Raw genomic sequence first — 17,651 nt, 5'->3', positions numbered from 1 at the left:
CCGCAGGTTCAGCGGGACTGGGCCTGCGGCCGGGCCGGGGCGGAGCCGAAGGTGGTGAGGAAACGGTCGCGGAAGGAATCCATCGACCAGACCGGGGCGGTGGCGTCCGGGGTGAGGCCGTCCTGCCAGCCCCAGTCGGCGATCCGCTCCAGCACGGCGGGGTCCTTCGCGATCAGGTGGATCGGCACGTCCGGGCTGGCATTGTCCCCGGTGACCACCGGCGCGGGCTGGTGGTCACCGAGAATCACCAGCACCGTGTCGTCGTCGCCGTGGGTCTCCAGGTAGGAGATGAGGGTACGCAGGGTGTAGCTGACCGCGTGCCGGTAACCGGTGCGGGCCTGCGCCGTCGGCGTACCGATGATGCCCTTGCGGAACACCTCGCCGTCGTCGATGTCGTCCCAGTCGACGAGCGAGGGCACCCTGGTCCAGGGGGAGTGGCTGGACACCAGCGCCAACTCGGCCATCACCGGCCGGTCCCGCGGCCCGACCCTCTCCCGGGAGTGGAACACGTTGATGGCGTACTGGTCGGGCATCGGGGAGAAGGCGAACCGGGGACCCCGGTAGCCGAGGTCAGGGCCACTGTAGAACTGCTCGTAGCCGTAGAACTTCCCCTCCGGCCAGGCCTGGTTGACCGCCGGCATCACCCCGACGGTACGCCAGCCGGCGCTGCGGAAGGCGTCGCCCAGGGTGAACCGGTCGCTGGCCAGCAGGCTCTTGTGCCGCTGGTTGTTGTCGATCCACAGCCCGGACAGCAGGGTGGCGTGGGCCAGCCAACTGCCGCCGCCGATGGTCGGCGAGGTGAGGAAGCCGCTGCGCGAGGAGAAGCCGGCCGCCTGCAACCGTCCGGCGCCGTCGTCGAGCAGCCGCTGCACGGAGGCGAACTCCGGGTCGGAGACCGCGTCGCGGCCGTAGCTCTCCACGAAGGCGATCAGCACGTCCTTGCCGCGCAGCCCGGTCAGCAACTGCTCTGCCGGCACCTCTCGGAACGGGTCCGCGCTCACCTCGGTACGGAACGCCGCCCGGTCGTTGATCCGTTCGCGGACCTCCGACACGTGCTCGTGGACGATGGTGCTGGCGTTGCTGTCGGCGACCAGCACCCCGGTCACGATCCGGGCCTGGAAGGCGGCCAGCAGCGCCCAGACCAGCACCAGCGACGCGACGACCCGGGTGCTGGCGGTACGGTGCCGCGTCAGCAACCCGGACAGCCGTACCGTGGACAGCGCGGTCAGCACCGGCACGGCCAGCAGCACCAGCACGACGCCGACGGCGATGGCGATGGCACCCGGCCGGCCGATCGACTCGGCCACGAAGGTGAACGCCTCGTCCAGCAGGGACCAGTCCAGCACCAGGTCGAATGGCCGCCCCAACGAGGAGTAGAACCCGAGGTCGCCGATCTTCACCAGCACCACCAGGCCGAGCAGCACTCCGGCGACGGCGGCGACCACCCGGCGGGGTCGGCCGGGCAACGCGAGCAGCACGGCGGCGAGCAGCAGCGCCTCCAGCGGGATCCGCAGGAACGCGCCGGCCTGCATCCGCCACGGCTGGTTGGGCAGCGTGAAGGCGGCCAGGACCAGCACGACGGCCAGTACGGTGACCACCCGGGCCAGCATCCGGCGGCGGCCGGACCTGGCAGGGGCGTCGGAGGCCTCGGTCAGCGCCGCGGTGTCCGGGGAATCGGTCGTGGGAAGGCGCTCGGCGGTGTTCGTGGCGCGCGCCGCATCGGAGGTCGACAACTGGTTTCTCCCGGGTCAGCGCAGCGACAGGACAGGCGCGGGGGGCAGGTCGCGTTCCTCGACCCGGTCGAGCGGGCGACCGCGCAGCGGCACCGTCGCGACGACGATCGGGGAGACGGTACGCGGCGCACGGCGCCGCCACAGCCAGGCCACGTCCCGGCCGAACGACTCGACCAGCAGCCCGAGCGCTGCCAGCAGCACCAGCAGGGTCACCGGGGCGGGCAGCAGCTGGGAGGCGGCGACGGCGAGCGCGATCCCCTGGACCGCGGCGACCACCTTCCGCCAGTACCGGGGCGGGAGTTGCGCGTCCATCCAGGGCAGCACCCAGCTCGCGGCGAGGAAGGCGTACCGCATCAGGCCGATGGCGAGCACCCAGACCCCGACCGACGGCGCCACGTAGAAGCTCAGCATCAGCACCAGGATCGAGTCGACCTCCATGTCGAAGCGGGCACCGAGCCCGCTGACCGTTCCGGTCCGCCGGGCCACCTTGCCGTCCACCGCGTCCAACGCCAGCGCGACCCCGGTCAGCACCACCAGCACCGCCGTCGGCGCGGGTCGGCCGGCGATCAGCGCGTCGGCGATCAGCGCCGTCACCGCCCCCACCAGCAGCCCCCGACCCATGGTGACCCAGTCGGCCGGGCCCAGTCGGGGCGAGCCGGCGCGCCGCAGCGCCCGGATGAGTGCCAGGCAGGTCACGGCACCGTACGTCAGGCCCGCGAGCCAGCCGGCGACGCCGAGGCCGACGGTCGCGGCGAGCCCGCCCAGCAGAACGACCTGGACGAGCATCCCGATTTGCGGACCGGTTCGAACTGTGGACACCGTGCCTCCGTGTTTATGATCGACGACCCCTGTCAGGAAGTACGGAAAACATGACGGATCGGTTCGGTCCGGACGCAGGTGAGGAGAAGAACCGGTGACGCGACCCGCCCGCGCCTTCTGGCTGCGCGCACCCGGTGCGGGAGAGATCCGACCGGTGACGCTACCCGAACCGGGCCCCGACGAGTTGCAGGTACGCACCCTGTTTTCCGGAGTCAGCCGAGGCACCGAGACCCTGGTGTTCGCCGGCAAGGTGCCGGACAGCCAGTACGCCACAATGCGCGCCCCGTTCCAGGAAGGCGACTTCCCGGCCCCGGTCAAGTACGGCTACCTCAACGTCGGCGAGGTCGAACAGGGCCCGGCCCACCTGCGCGGACGTACGGTGTTCTGCCTGTACCCGCACCAGAGCGCGTACGTGGTGCCGGTCGACGCGGTGACCGTCGTACCGGAGCAGGTGCCGGCCTCGCGCGCGGTGCTGGCCGGCACGGTGGAGACCGCGGTCAACGCGCTGTGGGACGCGCCACCGCTGCTCGGCGACCGGGTCAGCGTGGTGGGCGCCGGCATGGTCGGCTGCGCCGTCGCGGCGCTGCTGGCCCGCTTCCCCGGCGTGGCGGTGGAACTGGTCGACACCGACCCGACCCGGGCCGAGGTGGCCGCCGCCCTCGGCGTCGACTTCGCCACCCCGCAGGCCGCCACCGGGGGCCGCGACCTGGTGGTGCACGCCAGCGCCAGCGCCGCCGGCCTGCAACGCGGCCTGGACCTGCTCGCCCCCGAAGGCACCGTGCTCGAACTGAGCTGGTACGGCGACCGCCAGGTGCAACTCTCCCTCGGCGCGGCCTTCCACTCCGGACGGCTGACCATCCGCAGCAGCCAGGTCGGCATGGTCGCCCCCGCGCGCCGCAGCAGCCGCGGGTACGCCGACCGGATGGCGCTCGCCCTCGACCTGCTGGCCGACCCGGTCTTCGACGCGTTGATCACCGGGCGGTCGGCGTTCGCGGAACTGCCCGACGTCCTTGCCCGACTCAGCGCCGGCAGCCTGCCCGCGCTGTGCCACCTCATCACCTACGACGGGGAGTGACTCCGTGTTCAGTGTGACCGTCCGTGACCACATCATGATCGCCCACAGTTTCCGGGGCGACGTCTTCGGCCCGGCGCAGCGGCTGCACGGCGCGACGTTCGTGGTCGACGCCACGTTCCGCCGCCCGGATCTCGACGCCGACGGCATCGTGGTCGACATCGGGCTGGCCACCGACCAGCTCAAGGCCGTGCTCGGCGAACTGAACTACCGCAACCTGGACGACGAGCCCGCCTTCGCCGGCACCAACACCACCACCGAGGTGCTGGCCCGGACCATCGCCGACCGGCTCGCCGACCGGGTGCACGCCGGTGACCTGGGTGCCGGCGCCCACGGGCTGACCGGCATCACCGTCACCCTGCACGAGTCACACGTCGCCTGGGCCAGCTACGAACGGTCACTGCCGGGGGCGAGCGGCACCGGCGCCTGACGTGCCGACCGTGCACGTCGTCCTGCCCGGCGACATCGACGACCCGGCCACACCCAGCGGCGGCAACGGCTACGACCGGCGGGTCTGCGCCGGGCTCGCCGCCGCCGGCTGGTCGGTCCGCGAACATCCCGTACCGGGAGACTGGCCGACCCCGTCCCCGGCGGAGCAGGCCCGGCTCGCCGCGCTGCTCACCGCCCTGCCCGACGGCGCACTCGTCCTGGTCGACGGGCTGGTCGCCTCGGTGGTGCCGGACGCCCTGGCCGCGCAGGCCCGGCGGCTGCGGCTGGTCCCGCTGGTGCACCTGCCCCGCGACGACGACACCGAGGCGCGGGCCCTGGCCAGCGCCACCGTCATCGTCGCCACCAGCACCTGGACCCGCGACCGGCTGCTGCACCGGTACGCGCTGGCGCCGTCGCTGGTGCACGTCGCCGCCCCCGGGGTGGACCCGGCGCTGCCGGTCACCGGATCACCGGCCGGTGCGGCGCTGCTCTGCGTCGCCGCGGTCGCCGCCCACAAGGGCCACGACCTGCTGGTCGAGGCGCTGGCGGCGGTGACCGACCGGAACTGGACCCTGACCTGCGTCGGCCCGCTGCACCGCGAACCGGATTTCGTCGACCGGCTCCGCACGCGGATCACCACCCACCGGCTCGACGACCGGATGCGGCTGGCCGGTCCGCTGTCCGGTGACCGGCTGGCCGCCGCATACGCCGGTGCCGACCTGCTGGTGCACCCGTCACGCGGGGAGACGTACGGGATGGTGGTCACCGAGGCGTTGGCGCGCGGCATCCCGGTGCTCGCCACGGCGGTCGGTGGCCTGCCCGACGCCCTCGGCCACGTCGCCGGGGAACGCCCCGGCGTGCTGGTGCCGCCCGAGCAGCCGGCGGCGCTGGCCGACGCGCTGCGCCGCTGGCTGGACGACGCGACCCTACGGGCGCGGCTGCGCCGCATCGCCGCCCGGCGACGGACCACCCTCGAGGACTGGACGAGCACCACCACCCGGATCACCACGGCCCTGGAAGAGGCGATGGCGTCATGACCGAACAGCAGGCAGTTCAGGATGCGCCCATCGAGCTGCCACCGGATTTCGCGCAGTGGCTCGCGCTGCGGGAGCCGGCCGACGTGGCCGCCCGCGCCACGGACCTGGTCGACACGGTGCGCGGCACGCTGACCGGCGGCACGCCGTACGTGGTGCACGATCTGGGGGCCGGCACCGGTTCGCTGGGCCGCTGGCTGGCCCCGCTGCTGCCCGGCCCGCAGCACTGGGTCCTCCACGACCAGGACCCGGACCTGCTGGCCCGCGCCCGCGCCGGCATGCCCACCGTCGCCGCCGACGGTACGCCGGTGACGGTGCAGACCCGCAGTGGTGACCTGACCCGGCTCGACGCCACCGACCTGGCCGGCGCGGCGCTGGTCACCGCCTCGGCGCTGCTCGACATGCTGACCGCCGCCGAGATCGAGCGGCTGGTCGCGGCCTGCGCGGGGGCCGGCTGCCCGGCGCTGTTCCTGATCTCGGTCACCGGCACCGTGCGGCTGACCCCGGCCGACCCGCTCGACGCCGAGATCGCCGACGCGTTCAACGCCCACCAGCGTCGCACCGTGGGGGTCCGTCGACTGCTCGGCCCCGACGCCGTCGACGCCTGCGCGGCGGCGTTCACCCGGCACGGGATGACCGTACGGACCCGACCCAGCCCGTGGCGACTCGGACCGGAGCAGGCCGCCCTCACCGGGCAGTGGTTCACCGGCTGGCTCGACGCGGCCTGCGAGCAACGTCCGGAACTTGTCGATCTCACCCGCGAGTACGCCCGACGTCGACGCAACGAGGCTAACGCGGGCCGACTCGGGGTAATGGTCGATCACACCGACCTGCTGGCCGTACCCCGTTGAACCGGCGGCCCGCTAGTTGCGTGCGTACAGTCAAAGAAAGATCACCATGCCGGGAGGCTTGCGTGGCGGACGAAGCTGGTGGCGTCGGGTCCACGGCGGCCCCGACCGGCCGGTCCTTCTGGGCCTGGCTGCGCCTGGCGCTCGGGTTCGCCGTGCTGGTGGGGCTGCTGTGCTGGCTGGGCACCGGGCCGTTCCTGGCCGGGCTGCGCCTGATCGACGCGCCCGCGCTGGCTGCCGCGCTCGCCTTCGGCGCGCTCACCACCGTCTGTGTCGCCTGGCGGTGGAGCCTGGTCGCCGGCGGACTCGGCGTACGGCTGCCGCTGCGCGAAGCCGTGGCCCACTGCTACCGGGCCGTGTTCCTCAACGCCACTCTGCCCGGCGGGATCCTCGGCGACGTGCACCGGGCGGTGCGGCACGGCCGTGACACCGGTGACGTCGGCCGGAGCATCCGGGCCGTGGTGTGGGAGCGCGTCGCCGGCCAGGTCGTGCTGCTCGCCGTCGCCGTGGTGCTGCTGTTCGCCTTCCCGTCGCCGGTGCGGCCGTACCTGCCGATGGCCACCGCGGTTGTGGTGACCGCGCTGGTCGCCGTGGTGCTGGCCGCCCGCCTGCTGCCGGACTCGGGGGCCTCCCGGTTCACCCGCGCGATGGTCACCGCCGTGTCCGACGTCCGTGCCGGGCTGCTGGGCCGGCGTACCTGGGCGGGGGTGCTGGTCGCCTCCGCGCTCGCGGTCGCCGGGCACCTCGCCACGTTCCTGGTGGCCGCCCGTACGGCCGGTTCCACCGCCCCGCTGACCCTGCTGCTGCCGTTGACCCTGCTGGCCCTGCTCGCGATGGGGGTGCCGGCCAACGTCGCCGGGTTCGGCCCCCGCGAGGGGGTGGCCGCGTGGGCGTTCGCCGCCGCCGGCCTGACCGCCGCCGAGGGGGTGGCCACCGCAACGGTGTACGGCGCCCTGGTGCTCGTCGCGAGCCTGCCCGGAGCCGCCGTGCTGCTGGCCCGTCGTGTCCGTGTACCCGCCACCGTCTGACGAGGAGAGCCATGTCCGAATCACTGCCTGCCGCCACCATCCGGACGCAGGTCACCGTGCCGCTGCGCTTCTCCGACGGATACCAGACCACCGCCCGGCTGCACACCTTCGACGGGCTGGTCGACGGTCGCGAACACCTCGCCTTCGCCCTCGGTGACCACACCGCCGCCGGGGCGGTGCCGCTGGTCCGTCCGCACAGCGAGTGCCTGACCGGCGACGTGTTCGGCAGCCAGCGCTGCGACTGCGGTCCCCAGTTGCGCGAGGCCGTGCAGCGCATCGCCGAGGCCGGCGGATACCTGCTCTACCTGCGGCAGGAGGGTCGCGGCATCGGCCTGTACGCCAAGCTCGACGCGTACGCCCTGCAGGACGCCGGGCTGGACACCTACGAGGCCAACGTCGCCCTCGGCCACGACGAGGACGAGCGGGACTACACCGTCGCCGCGCAGATGCTCGCCGCGCTGGGCGTCGGGCCGATCGCGGTGCTGACCAACAACCCGGAGAAGACCGACCAGTTGAGCCGCCTCGGCGTCAGCGTGACCGAGCAGGTGCCCACCGGCGTGTTCCTCTCCCCGGCCAACGCCGACTACCTCGCGGCGAAGGCCAGCCGCGCCGCCCGTGCCGCCGACCTCCCCGCCGTCCGGTGACCGGCCAGGCCACGGCCCGCCGGCCGTACGTGCTGCTCAGCTGCGCCACCTCGATCGACGGCTACATCGACGACGCCACCGACGAACGGCTGATGCTGTCCAACGACGCCGACCTGGACCGGGTCGACGAGGTCCGCGCGAGCTGCGACGCCATCCTGGTGGGCGCCGGCACCGTCCGCCGCGACGACCCCCGCCTGCTGGTGCGCTGCGACCGCCGCCGCGCCGACCGGATCGCCCGTGGCCTGCCGGAGTCCCCGATCCGGGTGACCGTGACCGGCTGCGGGGACCTGGACCCGGCGGCCCGGTTCTTCACCGTCGGTGACACCGAGCGGATCGTCTACTGTGCCAGCGCCGCGTGTGAGAAGACCCGGCACCGGGTGGGGGAGCGGGCCACAGTGGTCGACGCCGGTGACCCGATCGACCTGGCCCGGGCCCTGGCCGACCTGGCCGACCGGGGCGTACGCCGACTGCTCGTGGAAGGGGGCGCCCTGGTCCACGGCCAGTTCCTCACCGCCGGGCTCGCCGACGAACTGCACCTGGTGGTGGCCCCCTTCTTCGTGGGCGACCGCCGGGCACCCCGCTTCGTCGGCGACGGCCGCTTCCCGTGGCATTCCGCCCGCCGCGCCCAGGTGGTCGAGGCCCGCCAGATCGGCGACGTGGTGCTGACCCGCTACGCCCTGTCGGAACGCTGCGAGCTGACCTGAGCGTCCGGGTCCCCTCGTGCCGACGGTCTGCGGCCTGTCGAGCTGACAGCGCAGACGGGTTGATGAACCGTTCCCGGTGACCCGAACAACTCGGTTGATCATGGCCGTCTCGTCGGGTAGGACCGCGGCATGCTACGTGGCGACAAGATCGGGTTGCGGGCCCGACACGAGACCGACGTTCCTGTTCTGCACTCTGAGCTCTACGACGACGTCGTGACCCGGTCGAAGGCCGACTCCCGTCCGTGGCGTCCGATCGCCCCCGGCTCCACCACGTCGCCGTACGCGGTTTCCGACCCCACCGACGATGCCGCATGCTTCTCGGTGGTGCAGCTCGCCGATGACGAACTGGCGGGCGAGGCGCTGTTGTGGGGCATCGACCTGCACAACAGAAGCGCGCACATCGGAATCTCGCTGCGACCGGCCTTCCGCGGCCGTGGGCTGGGCACCGACGTCCTCCGGGTGTTGTGTCACTACGGCTTCGTGATCCGCGGCCTGCATCGGTTGCAGGTCGAGACGCTGGCCGACAACGCCACGATGATCCGAGCAGCCACCCGGTCCGGGTTCGTGCGTGAAGGCACCCTGCGCCGCGCGGCATGGGTGCATGGGGACTTCGCTGACCAGGTCGTTCTCGGGCTACTCGCCACCGAATGGGACGCCAACGCGCGGGGCTAGGTGCCGGGCTGTGGCACCCACCGGTCGCCGAGGGCTGCGTGGAGGGCCAGCAGGACAAGGCTGATCAGGATCGACGCGAGAATGCCCAGACCGAGACCAAGGATGCCGCGGTCTCGCCGGCCCACGTGCGCGGCCGAGGTCGACCACGGGTGCTCGCGGGCCAACCAGTACAGCAGCCCGAGGCCGTACGGTGTGATGGAGATCAGCCAGAACCAGAACCACCGGGTGCCCCGGACCGGAGCCGGTCCGGCGACGACGACGCCGAAAGAGATGGCAGCGAGGACGAAACCCGCCCAGATGACGACGGATGTCGGTAGGTGGAGTGCGCCGGCCCGGCGTTCGAGGCCGGAGGCTCGCAGATCCTGCGCGATACCGACGGCGCCAGGTCCGGAGTAGTTGCCGTCGTCGACGGTGTCGGTGATGGTCACCTCGTCGAACCTGTCGGTGTCGGTCCAGTGCACCCGGCCGTCGGGGGTTCGCCACGCGAACAGCGGACCGAGGGTGCCGGAGCTACGCAAGGCGGGAGTGTCGAACCATCGCGGTGGGCTGCTGACGTCCCATCGGTCGCCCCACTGGAACGCGGTGACACGGCCGGCAGCGGCGTCCGTCCTCGCCTGGTCGTAGCCCTGCTGCCGGGGCGCCGTCCACCAGGTCGTCACCGCCGCGAGCAGCCAGAGGAGAACCAGAGCGAGCCGCAGCGCAGGCCACCACCGCCCCGTTCGTGCGGCCGGTGCACCGGGTGCGCCCCCATTCATGATCAGCAGCTCCCGTCGCTTGTCAGTCCGCTGCCCCTCCGCCACCGCCTGAGCCGAACTGCGCCGCGTCGCCGTAGACGGCGTTCTCCGCGATGGCGCCGGAGTGCCGGTCGGGCACTCCTCGCGCCCGCCCGACGACGTAGCGACCAGGGCGCGGTGAATCACGGCGGATGGCACGCATGGCGGACCGTGCTGCTGCCGCCTTCTCCTCGACGGTCTGCGGCCGGCGACGGCCACGCCTGTAGATCAGGACCGTGATGCCGACGGCGAGCCCGATGCCGGCGAGCAGGAGATACCACCTCATGCGCTCACCGTAGAAGGGGCCCGCATCTGCCGACGAGGCGCGGCGGGACAACAGTTGGTGGCCGTGGCACGGGGTCGGGCAGCATCGGGGCATGACGACCACCTACCGGCTGCTGCGGCAGACGAGCCGCACCTCCCGATTCGCTGTGGTCACCGTCGAGGTCGAGCCATCACGTGGGCCCGAGGTGAAGGTGACCGCCGCCGTCACGGCAGCACACCGACGGGAAGCCGACCTGGGCGCTCGGTGGGCGCTGCGCAGCCTCCCGGCAGCGGCGAAGGTCACGGTGACCGACGTGCTCACCACCGAGGTCGACACACTTACGGGAGACGTCCACGAGGCCACCGCCCGCGCCGTGTGGCAGGCCCTGGGCATCGAACACCCGACACCGTACGTGGGATTCGGCGACCCTCGGATGGTCGCATCCTGGCTGGAGGACATGGCGGGCCGACGGCTCGAAGCGGTGACGGAAGCCCGGCACTGGTACGGCGGATGATGCGAGCCCGACGCCACGAGCCTGCTGCACGCCTGGCTGTGCTTCGAATCCGCCCTGCCCGTCGGCCTGCACGGCAGCGGTGACCAGTTGAGGCTGGCGACGGAGGACCCGTACCGCTCCTACGACATGGGCGAGCACGGGGAGACGAGGGTCGGCCCGGCGCTGCGTCCGGGCATCCTGTCCGGGTTCGTCGGGGCCAGACTTGTCGACGGCGCCGTGATCATCGGCCCGGACGGCGACCTGAGCTGTGCTGGTCTGGTGCTGCGGTTCGACACCCGGTGACCTGGTCGTCGGCACGCTCGGCGACGAATGGGTCCTCGCCGTCGGCTCGGTGCCAGCAGCCGTCGCCCCCTCCTGGACCGTGCAACCTATCGTACGCGGTGCCTCGTGACTCGATGGACGGGAGTCGGCCCTCCCACCGTCGGGTTCGGCAGGACACGCCCTCGCGCGCCGGATGGAGCGGGGCGTCGCGGGGCAGCCAGGATGTGGTTACCTTCTGATATGCCGCATCCCATCATGTTCGACGAGGCAGATCCGATCCTGGGCCGGGTGCGGACACTCGCCCTGGCCTTTCCCGACGCGGCCGAGAAGGTGTCCCACGGGCGTCCCGCATTCTTCACCACAAAGGTCTTCGCCTACTACGGAGGTTCGGTGAAGGTCGACGGGGTCTATCGTCGGCACGACCAGTCGGTGATGGTGCTTGTCGACCCCGAGGAGCGTGCGGCGCTGCTGACGGAGGAGCGGTGCTTCGTGCCGGCCTACCTGGGCGCCTCCGGCTGGGTGGGGGTGGACCTGACCGACGACACCGACTGGGACGAGGTCCGGGAGCTGCTCGACGCCAGCTACCGGCGTACGGCCGGAGCCCGCCGGATCGCCCGGCTCGACTCCCGAGTGTCCTGAACACCCCGCAGGTCAACTGAAGGCGCCGGCACTGGCGGCGATGGCCACGCTGCGGGCCACCTGTTCGGGAAGGCGTGGGTCGGCCGCGGACCGCAGGAGTACCAGCTCGTGATACAGCGGGGCGGTCGCGGCGATGAGCAGCCGGCGGGCATCCGTGCCTGCCGGGATCTCACCGCGGTCGACGGCGCGCCGCGCGATGTCGGTGCAGCGGTCGTACCGGTCGGTCCAGAAGGCCCGTAAGGCGGTGGCGGCCTGCGTGGATCGGAACGAGGCGGCGATCAGCGCGACGGTCACCGGGTCGCCGGTCAGGGCGGCCTGGACCTCCTGGTTGACCGCGGTCAGGTCACCTTCGAGCGAACCGGTGTCGGGCGGGCGCCACGCGTCGACGCTCGCCTCGTGCAGGACGTCGGCCAGCAGGCCACCCACATCCCGCCAGCGCCGGTACACCGTGGTGCGGTGTACGCCGGAACGCTCGGCCACCACGTCGATGCTCAGCGAGTCGTAGCCGTGCTGCACCAGCTGGGCGAGCGCGGCGTCGAGCACCCGGCGGCGGACCGCGGCGCTGCGCCCGCCGGGGCGGTGCACGCGGCCGGTCGCGGAGTCGTCGGGAAGTTCGCTTGTCGGTCCTGGCGACGCCATGCCAGGATGCTAACGCAACACATGTAGCTTTAGTGAGCGGGGATCTCCATGACACCTGACCCCACGGCCGTGCATCCGGTACCGCTGCATCCACGTGTGGTGTTCCTCAAGCCGCTGATCACCACTCCCACGATCACCGTCGGGGACTACACGTACTACGACGATCCCGACGACCCGACCGGCTTCGAGCGCCACAACGTGCTCTACGGTTACGGGCCGGAGCGGCTGATCATCGGCAGGTTCTGCGCGATAGCCGCCGGAACCCGGTTTCTGATGGCCGGCGGCGATCACCCGGTCATGGGCCCGTCCACCTTCCCGTTCACCCTCTTCGGTGGCGAATGGGCCGAGCGGACCCTCGACGTCGTGACCGCCATGCCGAGTCGCGGCGACACCGTCGTCGGCAACGACGTGTGGTTCGGCCACCGGTCCACGGTCATGCCGGGCGTACGCATCGGCGACGGGGCGATCATCGCGGCCGGCGCGGTGGTCACCACCGACGTTCCGCCGTACACGATCGTCGGCGGTAACCCGGCCCGACCGATCCGGCAACGCTTCAGCGACGAGGACGTTCACCGGCTGCGCCGGGCCGCCTGGTGGGACTGGCCGATCGACCTGATCAGCCGGCACTGCCGCACCCTGATGACCGGCACCCCGACCGAGATCGAAGCCATCGCCGTCGAGAACGGACTGGAGCAGACGCCGTGACCCTCATCCAGGAGTACCCGCTGGCCGACCCCGCTGCCGGCCCGTACGGCATCACCACCGGCCCCGACGGCGCCCTGTGGTTCACCCTCGCCCATGCCGGCCAGATCGGACGCATGGTCCCGGGCGAGGAACCCGCCACCTACCACCTCGACCCGGCCGGGCAGCCCACGATCATCACCACCGGCCCCGACGGTGCGCTGTGGTTCACCGAGTCCCGGGCCCACCACATCGGCCGGATCACCACCGGTGGTGAGAGCACCGATGTCCCGCTCCCGGTGACCGGTGCCTATCCGTCGGCGATCACCGCAGGCACCGACGGCGGCATGTGGTTCACGATGAACCAGGCCAACGCGATCGGCCGGATCGACACGGCCAGCACCACCATCACCACCTATCCGCTGCCCACGGAAGCCGCCGCCCCGGTGGGGATTACCACCGGCCCCGACGGCGCGGTCTGGTTCGTCGAGATCGCCGCCGGCCAGATCGGGCGGATCACCCCCGACGGCACGATCACCGAGTTCCCGCTGCCGGACCGCGCCGGCCGACCGCACGCCATCACCGGCGACGGCAACGGTGACCTGTGGTTCACCGAGTGGGCCGGCAACCGGGTCGGCTCCATCACCACCGACGGCACGATCACCCTCCACGACCTGCCCACCCCACGCTCGGAGCCGCACGGCATCACCCTCGGCACCGACGGCGCCCTGTGGACGGCACTGGAGGTCGGCGCCCTGGCCCGCATCACCATCCCCGGGCGATGACGGCGCGAATTCTCAGGGGATGAGTCGGTCGAGCAGCTCGAACCGCTCGTATGGCTGGTCGTAGTCGCCGAAGTGCCCGTCGTCGCGCACGATCTGGGTGCCGCCGAGCCGCTCGAACATGGCCCGTCCCTGCCGGTCGTCGCAGCCGTACGGATCGGTGCGGGAGTTGACGAAGTAGATGTCCCGCACGTGTTCGCGGATGGCGGCCCAGTCGTAGCTCGGCTGCAGGACCGGCTCCTCCTCCGTGTTGGGTGGGGTGCAGTAGCCGGCGACCAGGATCGCCTGGGCGACGGTCACCTCCAGGTGTTGCAGGAGCGCGAGCAGCAGGGCCGCCCCGCCGGAGTGACCGACCAGGACGGTGTCCTCGTCGAAGGTGTGGCTGCCCAGCACCTTCGGCAGGAACATGGTGATCGGCTCGACGTTGATGCCCGGGTGGTGCGGCACCTCGACGGCGTATCCCCGGGCGGCGAGCCGCCCGGCCAGCCAGGGATACCAGCAGTTGTCCGGGCTACCGCCGGTCCCGTGGAAGATGATCGCGTTGCGTCCCACCGTGCCCCCATTCGCGTTTCGCCGATCCAATCACCCGGGTCCGACGCAATCGGCGGGCCAGTTCACCGCCCGTGGGCCGAACCGGCGGTGGGAGGGCCGTCGGCGGAGTCCGGGGCGCGGTCGAGGAACATCAGCCGGGCCCGCTTGTGCGGCAGGTCGATCAGTGGGCCTTCGACGAAACCGGCCCGCTTCAGCCGGGCGATCGCCTTGTCGTTGCGGGCGTCCGGCTCCATCACCAGCCGCAGCCGGGTGGGGTCGGTGAAGACGAACGCGATGAACTCGGCCAGCAGGGTGCCGGTGAAGCCCGGCTCGGGGCGTACCGGGGTGCCGATCAGCAGGTGACCGCCGTGGTCGCCGGGGCGTACCGGGTAGCACTCGCCGACCGGGTCGTGTTCGGGCTGGTAGGTCTGGAACAGCGCCACCGGCTGCCCGTCGCGCAGGGTCAGCCAGGCGTGGTGGGTGGGCAGCGAGTCGACGTACCGGTAGATCTCGGCGACCCGGTCGCGGTCGGCGTCGCGCATCCCCCAGAACCGGGCCCGTTCCTGGCTGGTCCAGCCGTGGATGACCTCGGCGTCGGCGTCCGGGTCGACCGGCCGGAAGGTGACCACCCCGAAGCCGGGGACCTGCCGTCGGTAGTGGTCAGTCATCGTGCTCCTCGGTCAGCCGGTGCCAGTCGTCTGTCACCTCGATCAGTTCGCCGCGTACCCACAGGGGTAGTTGGTCGTCGTGGTGCGGCCCGGCGCCGGTGGCGCCCAGTGGCACCACCCACCGGCTGTTCTCCCGCCGGCCCAGGTCCCACACGTAGCGGGCGGCCGGGCCGCGCCCGCACAGGTCGGTGACGCCGGGAATGCTGGAGGTGGCCAGCACGCAGTCGTGGTCACCGGCCAGTTCCGGTCCCGGTGGGGCGGCCGGGTCGGGCAGCGCCCGCCACGGCGCGAGCCGGTGCCGCTCGCCCCAGCGGCGGGTGTCGTCGGCCGTCGCGACCTGTTCGGCTGCGGCCCGGACCAGCTCCGCCGGGTCGAGGCCGGGCAGGTCGGCGCGCAGCAGCGAGGGCAGCGCGTACCCGATCCGGGGCACCAGGGTCAGCCAGGGTGTGAACACCTCCGGGTGGGCCGGTGGTGCGGTCAGCTCCGCCAGCGCCGGGTGGGTGGCGAGCGCGTGGACCACCGCCGCCCGCAGGTCGGCGAAGCGGGCCGCGTCGAGGCTGTCGGCGGCCATCCGACGGTCCCAACGCAGCAGCCGATCCCGCAGCGCCTGGGCCGGCGCGCTGAGTCCGTCGACGTCGGCGAGCAGCTCCAGCAGCGGTCCGGCCGCCGCCAGGTAGGTGTCGGTGTGCACGGACGCCATCTGCTCGGCCCGCCAGTCGGTGCGCTCGCCGAGCAGCTCACGGATCCGGTCGGCCCGGTACGGCGGGGCGTACTCCACGCCGAGGCCGGCGGAGATGCTGCGTTCGTTGGCCATCACCGCTACCTGGTCGACCGGGCGCTTCGGCATCGGCTGCCAGCCCTGCCAGGCGTACGCGGGCTCCCAGGCGGGCACCACCCGCAGCCCGTTGTCGGCGTGGCGGCGGGGCACCCGGCCGGCGACCCGGTGCAGCAGCCCACCGCCGGTGTCCGCGGCCAGCACCACGTTGACCGGCTCCACCCAGCCGTCAAGCGCGGCGTCCAGATCGCCGACGGTACGGGCGCGCAGCAGCGCAGGCAGTACGGCGAAACCGAGATCCCCGGTGACCCGGGGCGGATACCGCAGGCTGACCGTCACCTCGGGCTGCTCCTCGGGACCCCCGGAGATCACCGGCCCGCGCTCGGTCTCGATCACCTCGACCTCGACCGGATCCCCACCGGCCACCTCGATCGTCTCGACGTGCCGGTGCACCGGCTGCCACCCCTGCGGCCCGTACGCCTCGACACCGTCCCCGTCGCGGCGCAGGCGTTCGGCGTACACGTCCTGGTAGTCGGCGGAGGCGTTGGTGATGGCCCAGGCGACCGTGCCGGCGTGCCCGAAATGGGCGATGCCCGGTACGCCGGGCACGGCGAAGCCGAGCACGTCGTACTCCGGGCAGGCCAGCTGGATCTGCTGGTAGATGCCGGGGGCCTCGATGAAACGGTGCGGGTCACCGGCGATCAGCGCCGCGCCGGTGTCGGTGCGCTCGCCAGCCAGCAGCCAGCCGTTGCTGCCGGAGGTGACGTGCCCGTCGACGGCGAACAGCCGGGCCGCGCCCGGACCGAGCCGACGGATCACGTGTTCGCGCCAGAGCTTGCCCGGGAAACCGGCGAAGAGCACATGATGGCCGAGCCAGATCGCCAGCGGCGTCCACGGCTCCCAGCGTCCGGGGCTCAGCCCGGTGGCGGCGAACTCGGGCGCGCGTGCCGCACCGGCGGCCAGCCCGGCGTTGACCCCGTCGACGTAGCGACCCACCCACGCGGCGGTCGCCGGGTCGAGGGCGGCGTGGCAGCGGCGGGCGGTGTCGTCCAGCCGTACCCGGCGGGCGAAGCTGTCCCAGGCCAGCGCCTCCAGGCCGAGGAAGGCGGCGCTGCTGCCCTGGGAGCGGTGCCGTTCCACCTCGATCTGCCAGGCCCGGTCCCGCGCGGTGACCTGGCCCTGGGCGAACGCCAACGCCTCGTGGTCGGCGGCCCGCAGATGCGGAATCCCGTACCCGTCGCGGTACCGCCCGCTCATGCCGGCACTCCGCTGCGCTGCGTGCCGGCATGAGGCACCACCGCACTGAGCCTGATGATTCGCTCGCTGCGCTCGCTCATGCCCGGCCTCCGGTGCGGATGCGGGCGGCCGGGATGACCAGCGGGGTGCCGGTCTCCGGGTCGTCGATGACCCGGCAGGGCAGCCCGAAGACCTCCTCGACCAGTTCGGCGGTGACGATCCGGCGTGGCTCGCCGGCGGCCACCACCCGCCCGTCGCGCATCGCGATCAGGTGGGTGGCGTAGCGGGCGGCGTGGTTGAGGTCGTGCAACACCGCGACCAGGGTACGGCCCTGCTCCTCGTGCAGCCGGGCACACAGGTCGAGTACCTCGATCTGGTGAGCGATGTCCAGGTAGGTGGTCGGCTCGTCGAGCAGCAGCAGCGGGGTCTGCTGGGCCAGTGCCATGGCCAACCAGACCCGTTGCCGCTGGCCGCCGGAGAGTTCGTCGACCAGTCGGTCGGCCAGGTCGGCGACGCCGGTCGCGGCCATCGCCTCGGCCACGATCCGTTCGTCGTCGCGGGACCACTGACGCAGCAGCCCCTGGTGCGGGTAGCGGCCCCGGGCCACCAGGTCGGCCACCCCGATGCCGTCCGGTGCGATCGGTGACTGGGGCAGCAGCCCGAGGGTACGGGCCACCGCCCGGGCCGGCCGTCGCTGGATGTCCTCGCCGTCGAGCAGCACCGCCCCCACGGACGGTTTCAGCAGCCGGGACAACGCCCGCAGCAGGGTGGACTTGCCGCAGGCGTTCGGGCCGATGATGACCGTGAAGGACCGGTCCGGTACGGCGACGGTCAGGTCGTCGGCGACGATCCGCCGTTCGTAGGCCAGCCGCAGTCTGCTGCCACCCAGCCGGGAGGTCGGCAT

The 17,651-nt window shown here is 72.5% G+C and carries 22 protein-coding genes; 13 read left to right on the top strand and 9 right to left on the bottom strand.

Annotated elements, in window-relative coordinates; translation table 11 throughout:
- Positions 1 to 8 precede the first annotated feature (8 nt).
- Both JMF97_RS09315 and JMF97_RS32320 read right to left on the bottom strand, forming a co-directional pair.
- The gene (locus JMF97_RS09315; protein WP_203221172.1) at positions 9 to 1,733 is read right to left on the bottom strand and encodes a sulfatase-like hydrolase/transferase; all 1,725 of its coding nucleotides are present in this window, start codon (positions 1,731 to 1,733) and stop codon (positions 9 to 11) included.
- A gap of 15 nt (positions 1,734 to 1,748) precedes the next feature.
- Positions 1,749 to 2,552: a CDP-alcohol phosphatidyltransferase family protein gene (locus tag JMF97_RS32320; RefSeq protein ID WP_438803748.1), complete on the bottom strand. Its 804-nt coding sequence runs from the start codon at positions 2,550 to 2,552 to the stop codon at positions 1,749 to 1,751.
- 94 nt (positions 2,553 to 2,646) lie between these two features.
- On the opposite strand from JMF97_RS32320, the gene JMF97_RS09305 reads away from it, so the two are divergent.
- From JMF97_RS09305 to JMF97_RS09270, 8 genes are all read left to right on the top strand, one after another.
- A complete protein-coding gene (locus JMF97_RS09305) occupies positions 2,647 to 3,627 on the top strand; it encodes a zinc-dependent alcohol dehydrogenase (protein ID WP_203221171.1) in 981 nt (326 codons plus the stop codon).
- A 4-nt stretch (positions 3,628 to 3,631) separates the two neighbouring features.
- Positions 3,632 to 4,054: a 6-pyruvoyl trahydropterin synthase family protein gene (locus JMF97_RS09300; protein WP_013733787.1), complete on the top strand. Its 423-nt coding sequence runs from the start codon at positions 3,632 to 3,634 to the stop codon at positions 4,052 to 4,054.
- Between the two features lies 1 nt (position 4,055).
- Positions 4,056 to 5,090 carry a glycosyltransferase family 4 protein gene (locus JMF97_RS09295; RefSeq protein WP_203221170.1) on the top strand — a complete coding sequence of 345 codons (1,035 nt, stop codon included), beginning with the start codon at positions 4,056 to 4,058 and terminating at the stop codon, positions 5,088 to 5,090.
- The gene (locus tag JMF97_RS09290; RefSeq protein ID WP_203221169.1) at positions 5,087 to 5,938 is read left to right on the top strand and encodes a class I SAM-dependent methyltransferase; all 852 of its coding nucleotides are present in this window, start codon (positions 5,087 to 5,089) and stop codon (positions 5,936 to 5,938) included. The genes JMF97_RS09295 and JMF97_RS09290 overlap by 4 nt, the downstream gene beginning before the upstream one ends.
- A 62-nt stretch (positions 5,939 to 6,000) precedes the next feature.
- The gene (locus tag JMF97_RS09285) at positions 6,001 to 6,963 is read left to right on the top strand and encodes a lysylphosphatidylglycerol synthase domain-containing protein (RefSeq protein ID WP_203221168.1); all 963 of its coding nucleotides are present in this window, start codon (positions 6,001 to 6,003) and stop codon (positions 6,961 to 6,963) included.
- An 11-nt stretch (positions 6,964 to 6,974) separates the two neighbouring features.
- The gene (locus JMF97_RS09280; RefSeq protein WP_203221167.1) at positions 6,975 to 7,607 is read left to right on the top strand and encodes a GTP cyclohydrolase II; all 633 of its coding nucleotides are present in this window, start codon (positions 6,975 to 6,977) and stop codon (positions 7,605 to 7,607) included.
- Complete coding sequence (locus JMF97_RS09275; protein WP_203221166.1) at positions 7,604 to 8,311, top strand: RibD family protein; 708 nt, start codon at positions 7,604 to 7,606, stop codon at positions 8,309 to 8,311. Before JMF97_RS09280 ends, JMF97_RS09275 begins: the two co-directional genes overlap by 4 nt.
- A 129-nt stretch (positions 8,312 to 8,440) precedes the next feature.
- Positions 8,441 to 8,983, top strand: a complete 543-nt coding sequence (locus tag JMF97_RS09270; RefSeq protein WP_203221165.1) for a GNAT family N-acetyltransferase — start codon at positions 8,441 to 8,443, stop codon at positions 8,981 to 8,983.
- Here the strand turns inward: JMF97_RS09270 and JMF97_RS09265 are convergent.
- The gene (locus JMF97_RS09265; RefSeq protein WP_203221164.1) at positions 8,980 to 9,738 is read right to left on the bottom strand and encodes a hypothetical protein; all 759 of its coding nucleotides are present in this window, start codon (positions 9,736 to 9,738) and stop codon (positions 8,980 to 8,982) included. The two genes, JMF97_RS09270 and JMF97_RS09265, sit on opposite strands and share 4 nt — an antisense overlap.
- Positions 9,739 to 9,760: 22 nt before the next feature.
- The gene (locus JMF97_RS09260; RefSeq protein ID WP_203221163.1) at positions 9,761 to 10,042 is read right to left on the bottom strand and encodes a hypothetical protein; all 282 of its coding nucleotides are present in this window, start codon (positions 10,040 to 10,042) and stop codon (positions 9,761 to 9,763) included.
- A gap of 91 nt (positions 10,043 to 10,133) precedes the next feature.
- On the opposite strand from JMF97_RS09260, the gene JMF97_RS31195 reads away from it, so the two are divergent.
- The 3 genes from JMF97_RS31195 (at position 10,134) to JMF97_RS09250 (ending at position 11,435) form a co-directional block, all read left to right on the top strand.
- Positions 10,134 to 10,535, top strand: a complete 402-nt coding sequence (locus tag JMF97_RS31195; protein ID WP_238359043.1) for a hypothetical protein — start codon at positions 10,134 to 10,136, stop codon at positions 10,533 to 10,535.
- Positions 10,536 to 10,622: 87 nt separating this feature from the next.
- On the top strand, positions 10,623 to 10,817 hold the full coding sequence (locus JMF97_RS31190) for a hypothetical protein (RefSeq protein ID WP_238359042.1): 195 nt from the start codon (positions 10,623 to 10,625) through the stop codon (positions 10,815 to 10,817).
- A gap of 234 nt (positions 10,818 to 11,051) precedes the next feature.
- Positions 11,052 to 11,435 (top strand): MmcQ/YjbR family DNA-binding protein, encoded by a 384-nt coding sequence (locus tag JMF97_RS09250; RefSeq protein WP_238359041.1) that lies wholly within the window; start codon positions 11,052 to 11,054, stop codon positions 11,433 to 11,435.
- A 12-nt stretch (positions 11,436 to 11,447) separates the two neighbouring features.
- Here the strand turns inward: JMF97_RS09250 and JMF97_RS09245 are convergent, their stop codons facing one another.
- On the bottom strand, positions 11,448 to 11,978 hold the full coding sequence (locus tag JMF97_RS09245; RefSeq protein ID WP_203221462.1) for a TetR/AcrR family transcriptional regulator: 531 nt from the start codon (positions 11,976 to 11,978) through the stop codon (positions 11,448 to 11,450).
- A 144-nt stretch (positions 11,979 to 12,122) separates the two neighbouring features.
- Here JMF97_RS09245 and JMF97_RS09240 point away from each other — a divergent pair, with 144 nt between their 5' ends.
- Together JMF97_RS09240 and JMF97_RS09235 are read left to right on the top strand one after the other, a co-directional pair.
- Positions 12,123 to 12,779 carry a CatB-related O-acetyltransferase gene (locus JMF97_RS09240; RefSeq protein WP_203221161.1) on the top strand — a complete coding sequence of 219 codons (657 nt, stop codon included), beginning with the start codon at positions 12,123 to 12,125 and terminating at the stop codon, positions 12,777 to 12,779.
- Positions 12,776 to 13,540 (top strand): Vgb family protein, encoded by a 765-nt coding sequence (locus JMF97_RS09235; protein WP_203221160.1) that lies wholly within the window; start codon positions 12,776 to 12,778, stop codon positions 13,538 to 13,540. The genes JMF97_RS09240 and JMF97_RS09235 overlap by 4 nt, the downstream gene beginning before the upstream one ends.
- Before the next feature lie 12 nt (positions 13,541 to 13,552).
- Here JMF97_RS09235 and JMF97_RS09230 read toward each other — a convergent pair whose 3' ends face one another.
- The 4 genes from JMF97_RS09230 to JMF97_RS09215 all read right to left on the bottom strand — a co-directional run bounded on the left by JMF97_RS09230 (position 13,553) and on the right by JMF97_RS09215 (position 17,651).
- Positions 13,553 to 14,089, bottom strand: coding sequence for an RBBP9/YdeN family alpha/beta hydrolase (locus JMF97_RS09230; RefSeq protein ID WP_203221159.1), 537 nt, complete (start codon positions 14,087 to 14,089; stop codon positions 13,553 to 13,555).
- 62 nt (positions 14,090 to 14,151) lie between these two features.
- Positions 14,152 to 14,736 (bottom strand): GNAT family N-acetyltransferase, encoded by a 585-nt coding sequence (locus tag JMF97_RS09225; protein ID WP_203221158.1) that lies wholly within the window; start codon positions 14,734 to 14,736, stop codon positions 14,152 to 14,154.
- Positions 14,729 to 16,768 carry a penicillin acylase family protein gene (locus JMF97_RS09220; protein WP_203221157.1) on the bottom strand — a complete coding sequence of 680 codons (2,040 nt, stop codon included), beginning with the start codon at positions 16,766 to 16,768 and terminating at the stop codon, positions 14,729 to 14,731. The genes JMF97_RS09225 and JMF97_RS09220 overlap by 8 nt, the downstream gene beginning before the upstream one ends.
- A gap of 76 nt (positions 16,769 to 16,844) precedes the next feature.
- On the bottom strand, positions 16,845 to 17,651 hold the full coding sequence (locus tag JMF97_RS09215) for an ABC transporter ATP-binding protein (protein ID WP_203221156.1): 807 nt from the start codon (positions 17,649 to 17,651) through the stop codon (positions 16,845 to 16,847).

Origin of the sequence: Micromonospora fiedleri (genome assembly GCF_016774385.1) — a bacterium.
Lineage (GTDB): Bacteria > Actinomycetota > Actinomycetes > Mycobacteriales > Micromonosporaceae > Micromonospora > Micromonospora gifhornensis.
This window is presented reverse-complemented; position numbering and strand designations above follow the sequence as displayed.

Coding starts and splice junctions, on each gene's coding strand:
- JMF97_RS09265 (WP_203221164.1), bottom strand. CDS start 9,738: ATGAATGGGGGCGCACCCGGTGCACCGGCCGCACGAACGGGGCGGTGG.
- JMF97_RS09215 (WP_203221156.1), bottom strand. CDS start 17,651: ATGCCGACCTCCCGGCTGGGTGGCAGCAGACTGCGGCTGGCCTACGAA.
- JMF97_RS09290 (WP_203221169.1), top strand. CDS start 5,087: ATGACCGAACAGCAGGCAGTTCAGGATGCGCCCATCGAGCTGCCACCG.
- JMF97_RS09280 (WP_203221167.1), top strand. CDS start 6,975: ATGTCCGAATCACTGCCTGCCGCCACCATCCGGACGCAGGTCACCGTG.
- JMF97_RS31195 (WP_238359043.1), top strand. CDS start 10,134: ATGACGACCACCTACCGGCTGCTGCGGCAGACGAGCCGCACCTCCCGA.
- JMF97_RS09260 (WP_203221163.1), bottom strand. CDS start 10,042: ATGAGGTGGTATCTCCTGCTCGCCGGCATCGGGCTCGCCGTCGGCATC.
- JMF97_RS09250 (WP_238359041.1), top strand. CDS start 11,052: ATGTTCGACGAGGCAGATCCGATCCTGGGCCGGGTGCGGACACTCGCC.
- JMF97_RS09220 (WP_203221157.1), bottom strand. CDS start 16,768: ATGAGCGGGCGGTACCGCGACGGGTACGGGATTCCGCATCTGCGGGCC.
- JMF97_RS09225 (WP_203221158.1), bottom strand. CDS start 14,736: ATGACTGACCACTACCGACGGCAGGTCCCCGGCTTCGGGGTGGTCACC.
- JMF97_RS09270 (WP_203221165.1), top strand. CDS start 8,441: ATGCTACGTGGCGACAAGATCGGGTTGCGGGCCCGACACGAGACCGAC.
- JMF97_RS09240 (WP_203221161.1), top strand. CDS start 12,123: ATGACACCTGACCCCACGGCCGTGCATCCGGTACCGCTGCATCCACGT.